The 16,316-nt window shown below is 44.2% G+C and carries 19 protein-coding genes; 13 read left to right on the plus strand and 6 right to left on the minus strand.

Annotated features, from left to right (window positions below):
- Nucleotides 1-23 precede the first annotated feature (23 nt).
- A complete protein-coding gene (locus AB1K91_RS04990) occupies nt 24-521 on the minus strand; it encodes an antibiotic biosynthesis monooxygenase family protein (protein ID WP_413088660.1) in 498 nt (165 codons plus the stop codon).
- A 167-nt stretch (nt 522-688) separates the two neighbouring features.
- Between AB1K91_RS04990 and AB1K91_RS04995 the strand changes: the two genes are divergently transcribed.
- From AB1K91_RS04995 to hemY, 4 genes are all read left to right on the plus strand, one after another.
- On the plus strand, nt 689-2,866 hold the full coding sequence (locus tag AB1K91_RS04995; protein ID WP_413088662.1) for a transglycosylase domain-containing protein: 2,178 nt from the start codon (nt 689-691) through the stop codon (nt 2,864-2,866).
- 124 nt (nt 2,867-2,990) lie between these two features.
- Nucleotides 2,991-4,034 carry a uroporphyrinogen decarboxylase gene (gene hemE / locus AB1K91_RS05000; RefSeq protein ID WP_413088663.1) on the plus strand — a complete coding sequence of 348 codons (1,044 nt, stop codon included), beginning with the start codon at nt 2,991-2,993 and terminating at the stop codon, nt 4,032-4,034.
- Between the two features lie 15 nt (nt 4,035-4,049).
- A complete protein-coding gene (hemH, locus tag AB1K91_RS05005) occupies nt 4,050-4,997 on the plus strand; it encodes a ferrochelatase (RefSeq protein ID WP_413088665.1) in 948 nt (315 codons plus the stop codon).
- Nucleotides 4,990-6,411: a protoporphyrinogen oxidase gene (gene hemY / locus AB1K91_RS05010; protein ID WP_413088667.1), complete on the plus strand. Its 1,422-nt coding sequence runs from the start codon at nt 4,990-4,992 to the stop codon at nt 6,409-6,411. Before hemH ends, hemY begins: the two co-directional genes overlap by 8 nt.
- Nucleotides 6,412-6,640: 229 nt before the next feature.
- On the opposite strand, the gene AB1K91_RS05015 is transcribed toward hemY, so the two are convergent.
- Nucleotides 6,641-7,198: a DUF6434 domain-containing protein gene (locus AB1K91_RS05015; protein WP_413088669.1), complete on the minus strand. Its 558-nt coding sequence runs from the start codon at nt 7,196-7,198 to the stop codon at nt 6,641-6,643.
- A gap of 155 nt (nt 7,199-7,353) precedes the next feature.
- Here AB1K91_RS05015 and AB1K91_RS05020 point away from each other — a divergent pair, with 155 nt between their 5' ends.
- The 4 genes from AB1K91_RS05020 to AB1K91_RS05035 all read left to right on the plus strand — a co-directional run bounded on the left by AB1K91_RS05020 (nt 7,354) and on the right by AB1K91_RS05035 (nt 10,786).
- Entirely contained in the window at nt 7,354-8,085 is a 732-nt protein-coding gene (locus AB1K91_RS05020; RefSeq protein ID WP_413088671.1) for an MBL fold metallo-hydrolase, read from the plus strand.
- A gap of 91 nt (nt 8,086-8,176) precedes the next feature.
- Complete coding sequence (lplA, locus tag AB1K91_RS05025) at nt 8,177-9,172, plus strand: lipoate--protein ligase (RefSeq protein ID WP_413088673.1); 996 nt, start codon at nt 8,177-8,179, stop codon at nt 9,170-9,172.
- A gap of 50 nt (nt 9,173-9,222) precedes the next feature.
- Nucleotides 9,223-10,392 carry a M48 family metalloprotease gene (locus AB1K91_RS05030; RefSeq protein ID WP_413088675.1) on the plus strand — a complete coding sequence of 390 codons (1,170 nt, stop codon included), beginning with the start codon at nt 9,223-9,225 and terminating at the stop codon, nt 10,390-10,392.
- Nucleotides 10,393-10,519: 127 nt separating this feature from the next.
- Complete coding sequence (locus tag AB1K91_RS05035; RefSeq protein WP_413088677.1) at nt 10,520-10,786, plus strand: competence protein ComK; 267 nt, start codon at nt 10,520-10,522, stop codon at nt 10,784-10,786.
- Nucleotides 10,787-10,839: 53 nt separating this feature from the next.
- On the opposite strand, the gene AB1K91_RS05040 is transcribed toward AB1K91_RS05035, so the two are convergent.
- The 4 genes from AB1K91_RS05040 to AB1K91_RS05055 form a co-directional block, all read right to left on the minus strand.
- On the minus strand, nt 10,840-12,024 hold the full coding sequence (locus AB1K91_RS05040; RefSeq protein ID WP_413088679.1) for a site-specific integrase: 1,185 nt from the start codon (nt 12,022-12,024) through the stop codon (nt 10,840-10,842).
- Nucleotides 12,025-12,042: 18 nt separating this feature from the next.
- The gene (locus AB1K91_RS05045; RefSeq protein ID WP_413088681.1) at nt 12,043-12,507 is read right to left on the minus strand and encodes an ImmA/IrrE family metallo-endopeptidase; all 465 of its coding nucleotides are present in this window, start codon (nt 12,505-12,507) and stop codon (nt 12,043-12,045) included.
- A gap of 172 nt (nt 12,508-12,679) precedes the next feature.
- Nucleotides 12,680-13,339, minus strand: a complete 660-nt coding sequence (locus AB1K91_RS05050) for an LptM family lipoprotein (protein ID WP_413088683.1) — start codon at nt 13,337-13,339, stop codon at nt 12,680-12,682.
- Between the two features lie 70 nt (nt 13,340-13,409).
- The gene (locus AB1K91_RS05055) at nt 13,410-13,757 is read right to left on the minus strand and encodes a helix-turn-helix domain-containing protein (RefSeq protein WP_413088685.1); all 348 of its coding nucleotides are present in this window, start codon (nt 13,755-13,757) and stop codon (nt 13,410-13,412) included.
- 154 nt (nt 13,758-13,911) lie between these two features.
- Here AB1K91_RS05055 and AB1K91_RS05060 point away from each other — a divergent pair, with 154 nt between their 5' ends.
- The 5 genes from AB1K91_RS05060 (at nt 13,912) to AB1K91_RS05080 (ending at nt 16,192) form a co-directional block, all read left to right on the plus strand.
- Entirely contained in the window at nt 13,912-14,145 is a 234-nt protein-coding gene (locus AB1K91_RS05060) for a helix-turn-helix transcriptional regulator (RefSeq protein WP_413088687.1), read from the plus strand.
- Nucleotides 14,146-14,158: 13 nt separating this feature from the next.
- Entirely contained in the window at nt 14,159-14,953 is a 795-nt protein-coding gene (locus tag AB1K91_RS05065) for a phage antirepressor KilAC domain-containing protein (protein WP_413088689.1), read from the plus strand.
- A 23-nt stretch (nt 14,954-14,976) separates the two neighbouring features.
- Nucleotides 14,977-15,300, plus strand: coding sequence for a hypothetical protein (locus AB1K91_RS05070; RefSeq protein ID WP_413088691.1), 324 nt, complete (start codon nt 14,977-14,979; stop codon nt 15,298-15,300).
- Nucleotides 15,301-15,374: 74 nt separating this feature from the next.
- Nucleotides 15,375-15,905 (plus strand): hypothetical protein, encoded by a 531-nt coding sequence (locus tag AB1K91_RS05075; RefSeq protein WP_413088693.1) that lies wholly within the window; start codon nt 15,375-15,377, stop codon nt 15,903-15,905.
- Nucleotides 15,902-16,192, plus strand: coding sequence for a hypothetical protein (locus AB1K91_RS05080; RefSeq protein ID WP_413088694.1), 291 nt, complete (start codon nt 15,902-15,904; stop codon nt 16,190-16,192). The genes AB1K91_RS05075 and AB1K91_RS05080 overlap by 4 nt, the downstream gene beginning before the upstream one ends.
- Nucleotides 16,193-16,316 lie beyond the last annotated feature (124 nt).

Consider the following 16,316-nt stretch of genomic DNA (forward strand, 5'->3'; position numbering starts at 1 on the left):
CCAACTAAATGGACAGGCTTTTGTCATTCTCCATTGTCGATAAAATAAGTGGTGACATAAGCGGGGCCGGCACTGAATGGCGGCCTTTTCGGCTGTCCAGCATCTTTTTTATGTGCATGCTGGAACGATTCGGATTCCTTCCAATCTTCAAAGTGCTGTTTGTCTTCCCAAGCTGTGAGTACAAGATATGTGTTGCCTGATCTCGGTCTGAGTACTCGGAGTGCCTTAAACCCAGGTGTTTGATCGATTTTGCCTGCTCTGCGTTTGAATACATCCTCAAATATCGGACGCCCTTCGTCTGTGACGGGGATGTTGTTGATCGCGATATACCCTTCATCGGGGATGTCTCCAGTACCTGTTACAAGCTCATATGTACGCGGTGTAGTGAATTTTGCAGCGTTTGGTTCCTCGGTATAGGCAAGAGCACCCTCGGCGCCTTCGAACACCCAAATCTTGGCTTGTTCTTTTTCCTTCAGCTGGCGAAGAAATTCAGTCGTACCATTGGTGAAGTGTACAATCATTTGTATTCAACCTCCTGGCAGTATGTTAGAGTCAGTGTAGCAAGTTCACAATGCGTAATGCAAGCTGGGACCCCATTCGATAGGAAAGATGGGTAAATGGCATTTTTTGTCGTATAATAAAGGTTATAGATTGATCATGGGGATACGTAAGAGGTGAAAGGAACGTTATGAAACGATCAGAACTTAAGCAGCATAAACGGATGCGACGGAAGACTTTATATCTTCTTGGAGCTGGTATCATATTGGCGGGCATTACTGCTGCCTATATCCTGTTATTTTTCGGGGGAAGACTCGTTATTGATAAAGACGATCTGACGTTGAAGGCTGCTTCGACAGTCGAGAATCAGGATGGGGAAGTGATTGCGGAATTCTATGAAGAAAACCGGGAGCCTGTCAAATTCGATGAGATTTCCGAACATGTGAAAAATGCTTTTGTTTCCATAGAAGATGCCAGGTTCTACAAGCATCATGGTATCGATCTCCGTGCGACGGCCAGAGCCTTATACCGCGATATCATAGCGATGAGCAAGGTGGAAGGCGGAAGTACGATCACACAGCAGACAGCGAAGAACCTCTTCTTCAAAAATGATAAGACCTTCACTCGTAAGGCAAAAGAAGCTATGGCGGCTATCTACTTGGAGAGACATTACACAAAGAAGCAGATTCTGGAGTATTATCTGAATGAAATCTATTTTGCGCACGGTCTTTATGGGATCGAGTCAGCTGCCAATTATTATTTCAATAAGAGCGCCAGTGACCTGACTCTTTCGGAGAGTGCGATGCTGGCAGCCTTGTCCAAAGCGCCTAATACCTACTCGCCGAATAATAATCCTGATTTAGCGAAGGAAAGACGCAATTTGGTGCTGGATGAGATGGAGGAGCAGGGTTACATCTCAAAGGAAGAAAAAGAAGCTGCCCAAGCGGAGGAACTTGGCGTGACGGAGCCTGAAGAAGAGAAAGAACGGCCTTGGATCGAGAGCTATATTGATTTGGTAGCCGATGAAGCGCAGGAAAAATATGATTTATCTTTGGAAGACTTGCGTACTGGTGGTTACCGGATTGTCGTGAATGTGGATGAAGATATTCAGCGTACTGCCTATAAGACAATGCAGGATGATACGTATTTTGACGGCTCGACTGATGGCATTGAAGGGGCCTTTGTCATGCTCGATCAGAATTCCGGTAAGATTGTCGCAGCTGTCGGAGCACGTGAGTTCCAATACGGCGACATTAACCGTGTGACAGTGCAGAGACAGCCAGGATCGGTCATGAAGCCTCTCGCAGTCTATGGACCAGCGTTGGATACAGGAGATTATAATGCTTACAGTGAGCTGCCCGACGAGAAAAAGACATACGACGATGATTACACGGTCTCCAACCACGATGATCAATATGAAGGCGATATCACGATGTATGAAGCCCTGCAGGAATCCAAAAATACGACGGCTGTTTGGCTGCTTGATCAGATCGGCATCAAAACCAGCAAGTCTTACTTGGAAAAGATGCATATCGATCTGCCGGATAAAGGCCTGTCAATTGCCCTTGGCGGCTTGGAGGAAGGCTTGACACCGCTGCAGATAGCGGAAGGATTCCGGACATTCGCCCATGAAGGGCAGTGGATCGAATCCCAGTCCATCAATGCGATCTATGACAGGACCGGGGAAGCTGCCTTTAAAGCAGAACCGCAAACAGAGGATGTATTTTCCGAACAGACGGCCTGGGATATGACGCGTATGCTGCAAGGAGTCATCACCGGCGGTACCGGAACAGCAGGGACTTATTATGGTGCTCTGGCTGGGAAGACAGGTACGACGCAGCACCCGAAAGTGGATGGTGCAGATAAGGATGCTTGGTTTGCCGGTTACACTCCTGAATATGTCGCGGTAAGCTGGATGGGTTATGACAAAACAACGAAAGAAAACTATCTGGAGAGCGGCAGTTCGATGCCGACGGCACTCACAAAAGCGATTTTACGCCAAGTTTCCCAATACCGGACGATGTCAACAAGCTTTGAAAAACCGGAAAATGCGGAGGATATCGGCGGTCCGGTCGAATTGCCGACAATCACGGATGCATCGATTTCTTATGGTTTCGGGGGTCTGAGAATCGTCAATGCCGACTTGACGTGGACAGCAAGCGATGACAAGCGGATCATCTATCATATTTACAAAGAAACAGACGATGGTGCAGAGAAAATCGGGGAAGTACAAGGTAAGGGATCCTTTACAGTGGATAAAGTCAATCTGCTGAAAGACACTTCCTACTATGTGGTTCCATTCAATCCGCTGACGGATGAAAGCGGGGCGGAATCCAACCATACGGTCCTTTCTGGTTTCGGATTCTGACAAATTTCACGACTCTGACACAAATCATCAAAAAATAGCGTTTTTATGAGTCAAATGGTATGCAAACGCCCATGAAATTTCGTATAGTTGGAAACGGATAACGAGTAGACGAAGGAGAACAATTATGATCAAAAACGATACAATACTGCGTGCATTCCGCGGGGAAGCAACGGATTACACACCAGTATGGTACATGCGTCAAGCAGGAAGATCGCAAAAAGAATACCGCGAGCTTAAAGAGAAGTATTCCTTGTTTGAAATCACGCATCAGCCCGAGCTGGCAGCTTATGTTACAAAGCTGCCAGTCGACCAGTATGATGTCGATGCGGCTATTTTATATAAGGACATTATGACACCACTGCCCGGTATTGGCGTGGATGTCGATATCAAGTCAGGCATCGGTCCGGTGATTGCCAATCCGATCCGCAGCATTCAAGATGTGGAGAAACTTGGCACCTTGAATCCAGAACGGGACATCCCCTACATACTGGATACGATCAAGCTCCTGACAGAAGAACAGCTGGAAGTACCGTTGATCGGTTTTTCCGGTGCGCCGTTTACATTGGCGAGCTACATGGTCGAAGGAGGACCGTCAAAAAACTATCATAAGACGAAAACGCTTATGTATAGTGACCCTGCTGCATGGTTCGCCTTGATGGATAAATTGGCGGAGGTGTCCATCACTTATGCCAAAGCACAAGTGAAGGCAGGTGCGTCTGCCATCCAGATTTTCGATTCCTGGGTAGGGGCTTTGAATGCTGCGGATTACCGTATGTATATTAAACCGACAATGGAGCGCATTATCAGTGAATTGCGCCAAACCAATGTCCCGCTTATCCTATTCGGTGTAGGAGCGAGCCATCTGATATTGGAATGGAACGATCTGCCGGTGGATGTCATAGGTCTTGACTGGAGACTGTCCATCAGGGAAGCAAGAGAGAAGGGCATCACGAAGACACTTCAAGGCAATCTCGACCCAGCATTCCTGACAAGCGATTGGAAGGTGCTGGAGGAGCGGGCGAAAGCGATTCTGGATCAAGGCCGAGAGGCTGGTCCGCATGTATTCAACCTTGGCCATGGCGTGACGCCGGAAATACAGCCAAGTGTGCTGAAGAAGCTGACTACCTTCATCCATTCGTATTCCGCAAAACAAAATTCTATACTTTAACCCGAGGTGTAAGACATGACAAAGAAAAAAGTTGGTTTACTCGTAATGGCGTATGGCACGCCTTATAAAGAAGAGGATATCGAGCGTTACTATACAGACATCCGGCATGGACATAAACCGACACCGGAAATGCTGGAAGATCTGACAAGCCGCTATAAAGCAATCGGCGGTATTTCCCCGCTTGCCCGTATCACGCAGGAACAAGCTGATGCACTTGAAATGGCTTTGAACAAAGCGCAGGATGCTATCGAATTCAAAGCTTATCTTGGCTTGAAGCATATCGAGCCTTCCATTGAAGACGGGGTTGCTGAAATGGCGAAAGATGGCATTACGGAAGCAATATCTATCGTATTGGCGCCTCATTACAGCACATTCAGTGTTAAATCCTACAACGAACGTGCACATAAAGCTGCTGCAGAAGCTGGCAACCTTCAAATCACTTCTGTGGAGAGCTGGTACGATGAACCAGGCTTCATCAAATACTGGTCAGATAATATTTCTGAAATTTTCAGCGGCATGGACGAAGAAGAGCGTTCCAAGGCAGCACTGATTGTATCTGCTCACAGTCTTCCAGAGAAAATCCTTCAGCATGGCGATCCATACCCTGATCAATTGAAGCGTACGGCTGACTTGATTCAGGAGCAGACTGGCATCAAGAATGTGGAGCTTGGCTGGCAGAGTGAAGGAAATACGCCTGATCCGTGGCTTGGGCCGGATGTGCAGGATCTAACTCGTGAGCTATACGAGAAAAAAGGCTACCGTTCATTCGTATATGCTCCAGTTGGCTTCATCGCGGATCACTTGGAAGTACTATACGATAATGACTACGAATGTAAGGTCGTGTGTGACGAATTAGGTGCAAAATACTATCGTCCGGCAATGCCGAATACAGACCAGCAATTCATCGATACATTGGCGAAGGTGGTATTGGATCAGCAGGCACGAGTTGAGCGCCATGGCTGAAAAAAAACAGATAGCGATCGTCGGGGGCGGCATAGCCGGCTTGACGACCGCTTACTACCTGCAGAAGCAGATCCGCGCTTATCGTCTGGATTATGAGGTCAAGCTGTTTGAGGCTTCCAGCCATCTTGGCGGGAAGATCGAGACATTGAAAAAAGATGGGTTCATGATTGAACGTGGTCCGGATTCCTTTTTGGCACGAAAGGAATCAGCATCACGCTTGATTCACGATATCGGCATGGAAAAAGATCTGGTCCGGAATAATACGGGACAATCTTATATCCTGGCGGGCAAGAAGCTGCATAAAATGCCAAAACGAGCTTTCATGGGTGTACCGACAGAATTAAAACCATTCTATCAATCACGCCTGCTCTCTACGAAGGCGAAGGCGCGAATCAGCGTCGAACCGATGCTGCCGAAAGGAAAAGAAGCACAGGACCAATCCATGGGGTTGTTCTTCCGCCGCCGCTTTGGCGATGAGTTGGTAGAGAATGTACTCGAACCGCTGTTATCTGGTGTATATGCCGGGGATATCGATGAATTGAGTCTGATGGCAACCTATCCAAAGTTCTATGAAGTAGAACAGCAATATGGAAGTGTCATCAAAGGACTGCAGGCGACGATGCCAAAGCCGCCGAAACAGAAGAAAGGTGTAAAGCCTCCAGGCGCATTCCTTTCCTTGAAGAACGGGTTGCAATCGTTGGTGGAAGGTTTGGAAGCGAAGCTTGATCCAGACACTGTCCAGTTGGAAACAAGTGTGGATCATATCGAGCGCAAAGCGGAACATTATCACTTGCTGCTTGGCAATGGCGGGGTATTCCGAGCGGATGCCGCGGTGCTTGCATCTCCTTTCTTTGCTGTCCAGCGCATGCTGAGCCAGTATGATTTCATGGAACAGTTGAAAGAAATGAAGGCGACCTCCGTTGCTACGGTAGCAATGACATTCGATGCTTCGGCAATCAAGAAGGATATCGATGGCACAGGCTTCGTCATCTCCCGTAACAGTAAATATCGGATTACGGCTTGTACGTGGACGCATAAAAAGTGGGAAGATACTACTCCCGAGGGCAAAGTCATGCTCCGCTGCTACGTTGGCAGACCCGATGACAGCGGTGTGGTGGACTTATCGGATGAGGAAATCGTCCAAATCGCCTTGAAAGATTTGAACAAGATCATGAAAATAAAAAGCAAGCCGCTGTTTTCCGTTGTCAGTCGCTGGAAAAAAGCGATGCCGCAATACGTTGTCGGTCATCTGAAGCGCGTTGCCGACGTACGCGCCAATATGGCCATCCACCTGCCAGGTGTATTCCTTGCCGGTGGTTCCTATGATGGAATCGGTATTCCAGATTGTATCGACAGCGGTGAACAAGCCGTCCAGAACGTACTTGCTTACTTGCGTGAAAAAAGCTTCTCCTGAGGGAGAAGCTTTTTTATAACTTGTTATTCTTCTTGCTAATCTCGACAGCCTTTGGGGCTTGTCGGAAAGTTGTCAAACATCAACTGGTCTTCCGAATATATCGAACCTGGCATTAATTAATTTCAAAAAAACTTTCGCATCTTCAACGGTTAGCTTATTTTTAGCATTCAACAAATCATCACTCCTGCAAAGATATAAGTCCGCAGGTTCTATTCAGGGTGATGCTCTGTCAGGAACTATGGGAATAGGGCCTGCTTTTTTTCTCATTCCAAGCCTCGATCGCTTGGGAGCGCGTTTTTCCTTTGTTTTTGGGATCTGCGAAAAATTTACGGATGAAACGGTTATACTCGAATTGGGGAGCGATGTCCTTTTTATAAGCAGGATCCTGCTTGCGTGCTTCTTCTTCATGCCACGCTATGATGGCATCTTCATATGTCTTACCGACGTTTTCCCGAAAATAGTTTTGTATGTAAGTTGAAAAATGAAAATGTTCGCCGATTTCCTTTTTGAAAAATTCCCGCACATTCTGGCTGCAGCGATGATTTTCTGTAATGATGGTGGTACGACTGAGCGGTTTGGCAGTCTTTTTTCTTTTGCGTGATTGTTTTTGTTTCGGTTTTTCAACGATACCTTCCCGCAGGAAGCTTTCGATCCTGGCGGTGATTTCCATTTTGGAACCAGAGACAGGCAGTCCGTTTTCGCGGCAGAATTGAACAAGTTCTTCTTTCAGCCAATAATAATCCAAAAAATCATCTGCTTTTGTCATTCGTGTCAATTCCGGTCTCAACGGATATCCCCCCATATGCGTTTTTTTCTGTTTTTGTTATATTATGTCATATAAGCATAAAGTAGACCAGCCCCTAAAGGGGAACTCTTGATAGATGAGGGTTAATATCAAGGGATTTCGGTAATGGTATCAGTAGAAGGAGAGGTGCAGAGAATATGAAATTGACAGTGATAGGATTTTGGGGAGCATACCCTGGCAGGGAGAGTGCCAGCTCTTGTTATTTAGTGGAGAAGGATGGTTATTCCTTGCTTTTGGATTGCGGAAGCGGTGCACTTTCCCGAATGCCAGCTTTCGTTGATCCGAAGGGATTGGATGCAGTTGTCATTAGCCATTATCATCCTGACCATATTGCGGATATCGGGGCAATGCAGCATGTTTGGCAAGTACAGAATAGCTTGAAAGGAACAGAGGAGGTACTGCCGATATATGGTCATGAAGAGGATGAAGCAGGCTTCAAGAACTTGAACCATAAATTCACTGAAGCGATTGCCTATAAGCCGGATGACATTTTGAGCATCGGGCCCTTTGCCATTACTTTCATGAAAACGAAGCATCCCGTACCTTGTTACGGCATGCGGATATCGGATGGTGTATCGGATATCGTCTATACAGCCGACTCCAGTTATTTGGAGGAATGGGTGGAATTCAGCAAAGATGCTGATTTGCTCATTAGCGATTGTAATTTTTATCAGCACCAGGATGGAGAGGCAGCAGGTCATATGAATAGCCTGCAAGTAGGCGGCATTGCACAGAAAGCTGGTGTGAAAAATCTATTCCTCAGTCATCTGCCGCATTTCGGAGAACACCGGCAGCTGCTCGAGGAAGCCAGCAGCGTATACAGCGGACAAGTAAAGTTAGCGTATGAAGGACTGACATGGGAAGGGTGACACCTTCCCATTTTGTCTTGATTGATAATAGACTTATGATTCGGTAGAATATTACTAGCATAAACAATTTTTGACACTGGGGGTCTTTATTTTGCGTTTTATCGATAATGAAGGAATCACAGATCCAAGGATCAACCTTGCGATTGAGGAATATGTGTTGAAAAATTTCGGCAAGGACGATACATACCTGCTTTTTTATATCAATGAACCGTCCATCATCATCGGCCGTAATCAGAATACAATCGAAGAAATCAATACGAAGTACGTGGATGATAATGGTATCAAGGTTGTGCGCCGTCTTTCTGGAGGAGGAGCAGTATATCACGATTTGGGGAACTTGAATTTCAGCTTCATCACACAAGATGACGGCAATAGCTTCCAGGATTTTGCGAAATTCACAAAACCTGTGACAGATGCGTTGAATAAGCTGGGCGTGCCTGCCGAATTGAAAGGGCGCAACGATTTGCTGGTCGGCGAACGAAAAATCTCCGGGAATGCACAATTCTCCACACGCGGGTTGATGTTCAGCCATGGTACGTTGATGTACGATTCGGAAATCGAGCATGTTGTCTCTGCGTTGAAGGTGAAGAAAGAGAAAATCGAATCAAAAGGGATCAAATCCATTCGCAGCCGGGTAGCGAATATCTCTGAGTTCATGGATAATAAAATCCCTATGGACGAATTCAAGGAAATCCTGCTTCGTTATATCTTTGATGTGGAAGATACGAGTGATGTACCACGTTACAAGCTGACTGAAGAGGATTGGAAAGCAATTCACAAAATCAGTGAGGAACGCTATCAAAAATGGGAATGGAACTACGGCAAATCGCCGAGCTTCAATATTCAGCAGACACATAAATTCCCATCAGGCAATGTCGATATCCGCTTGGATGTGAAAAACGGCATCATTGAACAAATCCGGATTTTCGGCGATTATTTCGGTGTCGGCGAAGTCGGTGAGCTCGAGGAAAAACTAAAAGGTGTCCGTTATGAACGCGAGTCCATCCAACAGGCACTGGCGGATGTGAATGTGAGCCATTATCTAGGTAAGATCGACAAAGACGATTTCATTGATCTTATGTATTGATTAGTTAGAGACGACCAGGGGGCCGTCTCTTTTTTTACAGGAGGAATCGGATGAAAAAAGTATTGTTTGCTTATGTCGTCTATCTATTGGCAATCTGGATGTTTTTTCCGTTCGTCTACCCGAATTTAAATCAGGATGTCAGCACATATGCCAGCATCGGACATGCAGTTTATTTTTCCCGGCTGCCGTTATTACCTGTTTTCCTTTTTGCAGTGTGGAAGAACGGCAAGCTGCAGGAAATCGCTGCTTCAACGGAACGGCGGCTGCCTAGATTATTCGCGACAGCAGTATTCATGCTCCTTTTAGTTGGATTGTATGGTCTTGTGCAGCTGCCATTCCGTTTAGCAGGATTTTGGAATGCCCGGCAAGCACAAATCAGCGTCCAGCCGTTTGGAGACTGGGCAGGGGAGTACTTGCTGAGCCTATTTCTCTTTTATTTGGCCGTCACGGTAGTAGTCTTTGTATCACAGCTCTTGATGAAAAGATTCCATAAAAACTGGTGGATCGTGGTGTGGATGTTGCTCGTCCCTAGTGCGATTTTTGTCGTCTATATCCAGCCAATGTGGATTGATCCGCTCTATGAAGACTTCCATGACCTTCCTGCAGGTGAATTGCGAACGGAAATCGAGCAGTTGACCAATGCTGCCGGTATTCCCGATGCGACACTCCTGGAGGTCGATAAAAGCGCCAAGACGATAACATATAATGCATATGTGACCGGTTTGTTCGGCAGTGCGCGGGTCGTGCTGTATGATACGACGATTGATGGTTTGGCAGAAGAAGAGGTGCTGTTCATCGTCGCCCACGAAATCGGTCATTATGTGCTGCACCATGTGTACTGGGGGACAGCTGGTTTTCTTGTACTGGGCTTCCTTCTCCTTTGGGTGACCAAAAGGGTTTCAGATAAGTTTTTAGCCAAAAAGCAAATAAATGCATATCAGCTGCGGGCTGTGCCGCTCTTTCTCTTGATCTTGAGTTTCCTGCAGTTTGCAAGTTCGCCCGTTTCCCTCTATGTATCACGTGAGATGGAGCGTCAGGCGGATGCTTATGCGCTGGAGCATGCACCTGATACGGCGGCAGGCATCCGCATGTTCGAGAATATGCAGGAGGTTTCCAAAAGCGATCCAGATCCTTGGCCGGTTTTTGAATGGCTGCGCTCCACTCACCCCTCCATTCAGGATCGCATTGAAGCAATAGAAGACTATGAAGAAAACAGGTAGAGACTTTATATCTCTACCTGTTTTTGTAAGGATTCTATTAAGAAAATAAAATTCACCTGTATTTCTGTCGCGATTTTGCTATTGTAGAGACAACCTTCTTTTCCTGCAATCAGAAAGGATTGTTTAGATGCAGCAAATAGAACAAAGCCCGACTGTGGCTGAACTTACTCCACTTACAATGGCAATACTGCCGAAGCTCCTCGAAAACGGGCAGCCGGGCTGCGAGGTGCTCGAGACAGAAAACAGCTTCACTTTCCGCACCTCCCCAAGCAAATTCATCGATTTGGCCTGCAAATTCTATGGAAGCAGCTTGAAAGGCAGACAGGCTGGGGTGAAAGACATCTGCGGCATTTCTTTTAAAGTGGCAAAAAACCTTGTGGTAGTAGGGTTTTAGAGGTTACTTACAAATTTGTGACCATAAATTGACCATAATCACACAGAAAATGGTCAATTTCGGACGCTTTTCATAAGATCAGAAAACTTTTCAGCCGATTTATTTCTGGCTGATTTTGTTGTATGCAAATAAACACTTGTGGTTATTTCGTCATCTTTGTGACCAAGTCGTTCCTGTATCTCTGGAAGACTAACTCCAGCTTCTGCAAGAAGAGAAGTATGTGTGTGACGTAAGGAGTGTGGTTTGATTCCTTTATCCATTCCAGCTAACTTTAATAAGCGACCCATTCGCCACAGCATGTTTTGAGTTAGTCGAGGGTAACCTTTGTAGTCGTTAGCATTTGCAAATACAAATCCTTCATCGCGATATTCGTTACGATATTTCATCTTAAGGACATTTTGCTGTCGGCGATACTCTAAGAGCATATCAATAATAAATTCATCTACTTCTATAGTACGTATGGAACTTTTAGTCTTAGGTGTGATAATCTCATAGTTATTAAGGTTATTATCACAATAGAGTGTTTTGGTGATACGTATGGTTTTCTCTTCAAAATCAATGTCAGACCATTTAAGCGCACATACTTCACCGGAGCGCATTCCGGTATACGCTTGGAAGGTATTAATTTCATAATCGCTTTCCAAACCGTGTTCTTTGGCTGTCTTTAAGTAGACGGCCAATTCTTCTTTTTCTAAGTAATTTACACTTTCGGCCTTTGATTCCAAATCCTCTACAGTAAACTTTTCCTTTGGAAGCGTTACGTTTTCGGTAGGATCCTCATTAATAATCTTCATCTGCTTCGCTTTCTTGAAAATCATTCTGCAGACTGCATGCCTTTGCGATACGCTGTTCTTTTTGTATCCAGCATCATTCAGCTCATTAATGAACATCTGATAGTTTCGTCTGGTGATGTCTTTAATCTTCGCTTTGCCAAAGACTTCGTTAACTTGCTGAAGAATTAATGATCTCGTACGAATAGTACTAGGTTTTACTGACAGCTTGTACGTTTTAAACCATTCCTCAGCGAAATCTTCAAATTTGATGTTAGCCTGGTGCACAAACGTACCCAATCCAAGCTCATATTCAATTTGATTGATTGCAGCCTTAGCCTCTTTTTTTGTCTTAAAGCCCCTGCGTGTTATTTGGCGTTGCTTCCCTGTAGCAGGATTGATTCCAGCGGAAACGGTAATCTTATAGAATTTACCTTTCTTGGTCTCGTATTCGTTCATATACGCCATTTTGATTCACTCCCTTTCTTATCTGAAGAACATACGATATCTCTTTCTAGCATGTTCCTCGCATATATTATACCGTTCGCACATTAAATAGAGTGCTTCTTTTTCTGTCCCGGGCAAGTTATCTCTTATCAACATGTCCGTTGGCGCTAAACAGTGCAGCATAAATAATTCTGCGCGCCACTCCTGGTAATCCTTCATAAACTTTGGAAGGCGGTGCTGGGAGCCTGTATGCGTGCGTATGTGCGCCAATTCATGAAAGAACTCAGCGTGGAGCTGTTGTTCGGTCAGATTCCGGTTTAAAATGACGAACTCCAAGCCATCCAGTCGAAATGCAAGACTGCCTTTGTCGGAACATTGCAGGTCAATATTTAATTTCCGACTAATCTCAAACCTATCAATCTGATGCGGCTCACGGATCTCTAGTTTATGATACAAATCTCTGACGTTCCCCTCGATATTGCTGTGACTATACACGATTTTCATGGTGATAAGATCCCCTCCCCTAAATGCTGGATTATCTGCCAGCTTGTTTTAATTATAGGGAAGAATAGTCAGATAATTCCACGGTAAGACTTGACAATATCCACCATATTCTCCCACAAATAAGAACATATGTTCTTGTTTGTGGTATAAGAAAAGCCCTATAGGGCAATTCTTACTGTTTTAGGTCGACTTCTACTGTAATGTCTTCGCCAACTTTCTCAAAATTTGAGTCTGTAGCACCATCTACTACTAGTTTGACGTGTTTTACGTCAGCTGCTTTAGACTGTTCGAGCATATAATAGTTGATACCTTCTTTTTTAACTTTACCCATGAATTCACCATCAATGTGTTCGCTCATAATCATATCTGGTTCAAGCTGTTCACCAGTATCAGTAACCAATGTAGCTTGAGAAGGGTAGAACGATAGGTTCTCATCACTGGAGCTTTCTACGTTCATATCCACTTGGATATATTCAAGATTATCGGTTTCCATTAAGTCGGCAAGATCGCCTTTCAAAGTAGAGGAAACGCCATTTACTTTAGTGATATTCAACGTCATGGGACCGGATTCGAATGTGCCAACGTCTTCAGCTAAGCTGACGAGCTTGTGATCTCCACCATCATTAGAGACCGTTTCTCCGATAGATGTACCACCTTCAGTAGTAGCTTCTTCTTCGGCAGATTCGGCTTCTTCCTTATTGCTTTCTGCGCTTGCAGTTGTCTCTTCCTCGGAAGTTTTGCCTTCTTCTTCCTTGGAAGTGTTGTCACTTCCACATGCAGCTAAAACAAAGATCAACATGGCAGCAAACATGATGCCTAGAATTTTTTTCAAATTATTGTCCCCCATTTTAATAGATTGTATTAAGACTATTTATGTAAAACAGCTCTGGCTGCTTTCCATCTTACTTTTTATTTCTGTTTCTCCAAAACTCAAACATCTCTTTAAGCATCTCTAATTCTTCTTCGCTGGATTTCGGTAAGTCCTTGTACCATACCTCTAGATCTGGTCGGTTACGGAATGCCTCAAATTCTTCCTCGTGTGTACTTTGAGGATCATCTGATTTTCCCAGTAAATAATCTGTTGTTACTTCGTAGAATTCAGCCAGTTTAACTAAAGTTTCGTAGTCCGGTTGTCTAAATTCACGTTCGTAATTTGATATGTTCTGGTTAGGTATATCTAGTCTCTTAGCTAGTTCTAGTTGAGATAGCTTTCTTTGTTCTCTAAGATATCTCAGTCTTTTACCAATCATCTCGCAATCCTCCTATATTATTCATATTGTATAACGTTCTACAGTATGAAGAAATATTTTAAACAAAAAGTATATTTTTCTGTTGACTTATACGAAACGTATATGTAATATATGGTTATAGGATTTATACGAAACGTATAAAGGAGGTGCGGAAATGACCGTGAATAAAAAAGTTCGTGAGATTAGGTTCTCCAAAGGAATCACTCAAGTACATGTAGCCAAAAAGCTTGGTTTATCAGTATCTACTTACAACAGTTACGAGCTTGGTAGACGTAAAATTAATGTAGAAACTTTAAGAGATATCGCAGCGATTTTGGACGAGCCTATCGAAAATTTTTTTGATCAAGATTTATACGAAACGAAGAAATCTAAACAAGAAGTTAGCTAATAGGAGGATGAATATGAACCTTATCAGCAAAATGTTTGATGGTGAAAAGTTGACAATCATTCCTAATAACGGTGATCCGATTTTTTTGCTTAAAGATGTCTGTTCGATATTGGAACTCGGACAAGTTGCCGGTGTAAAGAGAAGGCTTTCGGATGACGTGATTTCAAATCACCCCATCATTGATTCTCTAGGCAGAACTCAGCAAGCTACTTTTATTAACGAAGACGGACTGTATGACGTGATTCTTGATAGTCGGAAACCAGAAGCTAAGAGATTCCGAAAATATGTAACTAATGAAGTACTACCTTCCATTAGAAAAACTGGTGGTTACGTTCAGGAAAACCGAGCAATAGATTTCGTTGATAACTGGATGCCTGATTTGGATGATGTTTCGAAACAAGCGATTGCCTCGACACTTGAAACAAACAGGAAACTTATGACTGAAAATAAGAAGCTAAATACAGCCATACAAGAACAGCGCCCGAAAGTCGTTTTCGCAGAAGCCTACGAAGTATCTGACGACACAATCACTGTCAAAGAAATGGCTAACCTGCTGAAACAAAAAGGAATCGACACAGGCGAACAGCGCTTGTATCGATGGCTACGAGAACACGGCTACATCTGCAGTAAAGGGAGTTACTACAACTTACCAACACAGCGCGCATTAGATATGGGATTGTTCCAGATCAAAAAGGGAGTAAGAACTGGAACTGGTGGAGCACTCAGACAAACTCGGACAACAAAAGTAACTGGTAAGGGCCAGGTTTACTTTGTAAACAAGTTCATCGGACAAGCTTCAGCAATCTAATCCTCACAAGGGAGAGTGAGAATATGACATTCGAAGAAACACTTAAACAAGCTGTACGAGAAGCAATTGAGCCTTTGCAACTTCAAGTAAGGGAGCTTGAAGCCAAGGTCAATGCTAACGATCTGCCATTGCTGCTGACTGCTAAAGATATGCAACGGATTCTCGGTAAGGGAGCCGGTACCGTGTCACAACTGATGCAGCGTCAGGACTTCAAGGAGGCCTGTGTTGAAAGGGAGTTGGGCACTCCATATGTAGTCACAGAGAAGTTTTTAAAATGGCTTAATCGCAATGATATGCAAGTTGATTTTAGTAACGTTAGGCAGCTTCGCCGTAAAGGGATTGGCTAACAACCTGTACCTATATGGTAACGCGGATTTGTGTAAAACAACATACATCAAAATTTACAAAGGGAGCCAGAAAAATGAAAGGAAAATTCGTTGGACCAGCTATCGAGCATTTACAAGAGAAGGAAGAAATCTATGGAGATTATTTCGCTGAGACCTTGGACATTAGCAAATCGTCAGCATCTGCGATGAAGAACAATAAGCGCACAATGGGCAGAGAAACGGCACAGAAGGCAATACAAGCCTTTGGTGATACTGCCCCAAAGTTCACCATGATGCTTACCCGAGCATTTTCTAATAACCAGACAGCGCCAGTTATGGACGGGTTGGCAGTCGATGTGAACAATCACCTAGCTATGATTATGAGATTGAAGAAAGAAATCACTGATGTAAAAGAAGCTATCAACATCAATGATATGCTGCGTGATCCACAACACGCTACAGACAATGAACGAAACAGCATACTAAATTTCCTTATTGAAGCCAGAGAAATGGATTGGTACTTAGACAACACGATAGCAACTCTTATAGAAGCTTATGGATTCAATAATGATGAAGTGAACGATCGCGTAACAAGAAAAATGAAATCGGAGGGAGCAATACGATGAATTTCACACACATCCAACAAGGAGACTTCTCAGAAAAAGACATGGTAAGAGCACAATCAGAGATTCATTGCTTTGAACACAACCTAGATATCGCTCAAGAACAGATGGAAGCAAAGAATTACACAGAAGCAAAACTAAAGCTAATCGATGCAATCAGGTCACTGGATCAACTTGAAAATTTTCGTTTGAACAAATTCGCTCTGGACAGAGCATTGATGATATTTGGTCAGATGGATCAGCAGCACATGCTAAACGTCATGATAAGGAACGCCAAGGGTCATGAGTGAACGCGGTCATACAATCAAAATCTATGTATTTGCGACTCTGACACTAGCATTCTTGTACATCGGAATCATATATGCATCAAAAGTTATGGAATAAGAAAAGACGCATAACAGCGGTAACTGTTTG

The organism is Terribacillus jepli, from assembly GCF_047228925.1.
In the GTDB taxonomy this organism is placed as follows: Bacteria; Bacillota; Bacilli; order Bacillales; family Amphibacillaceae; genus Terribacillus.

Coding starts and splice junctions, on each gene's coding strand:
- AB1K91_RS04990 (WP_413088660.1), bottom strand. CDS start 521: ATGATTGTACACTTCACCAATGGTACGACTGAATTTCTTCGCCAGCTG.
- AB1K91_RS04995 (WP_413088662.1), top strand. CDS start 689: ATGAAACGATCAGAACTTAAGCAGCATAAACGGATGCGACGGAAGACT.
- hemE (WP_413088663.1), top strand. CDS start 2,991: ATGATCAAAAACGATACAATACTGCGTGCATTCCGCGGGGAAGCAACG.
- hemH (WP_413088665.1), top strand. CDS start 4,050: ATGACAAAGAAAAAAGTTGGTTTACTCGTAATGGCGTATGGCACGCCT.
- hemY (WP_413088667.1), top strand. CDS start 4,990: ATGGCTGAAAAAAAACAGATAGCGATCGTCGGGGGCGGCATAGCCGGC.
- AB1K91_RS05020 (WP_413088671.1), top strand. CDS start 7,354: ATGAAATTGACAGTGATAGGATTTTGGGGAGCATACCCTGGCAGGGAG.
- AB1K91_RS05030 (WP_413088675.1), top strand. CDS start 9,223: ATGAAAAAAGTATTGTTTGCTTATGTCGTCTATCTATTGGCAATCTGG.
- AB1K91_RS05035 (WP_413088677.1), top strand. CDS start 10,520: ATGCAGCAAATAGAACAAAGCCCGACTGTGGCTGAACTTACTCCACTT.
- AB1K91_RS05040 (WP_413088679.1), bottom strand. CDS start 12,024: ATGGCGTATATGAACGAATACGAGACCAAGAAAGGTAAATTCTATAAG.
- AB1K91_RS05045 (WP_413088681.1), bottom strand. CDS start 12,507: ATGAAAATCGTGTATAGTCACAGCAATATCGAGGGGAACGTCAGAGAT.
- AB1K91_RS05055 (WP_413088685.1), bottom strand. CDS start 13,757: ATGATTGGTAAAAGACTGAGATATCTTAGAGAACAAAGAAAGCTATCT.
- AB1K91_RS05060 (WP_413088687.1), top strand. CDS start 13,912: ATGACCGTGAATAAAAAAGTTCGTGAGATTAGGTTCTCCAAAGGAATC.
- AB1K91_RS05065 (WP_413088689.1), top strand. CDS start 14,159: ATGAACCTTATCAGCAAAATGTTTGATGGTGAAAAGTTGACAATCATT.
- AB1K91_RS05070 (WP_413088691.1), top strand. CDS start 14,977: ATGACATTCGAAGAAACACTTAAACAAGCTGTACGAGAAGCAATTGAG.
- AB1K91_RS05075 (WP_413088693.1), top strand. CDS start 15,375: ATGAAAGGAAAATTCGTTGGACCAGCTATCGAGCATTTACAAGAGAAG.
- AB1K91_RS05080 (WP_413088694.1), top strand. CDS start 15,902: ATGAATTTCACACACATCCAACAAGGAGACTTCTCAGAAAAAGACATG.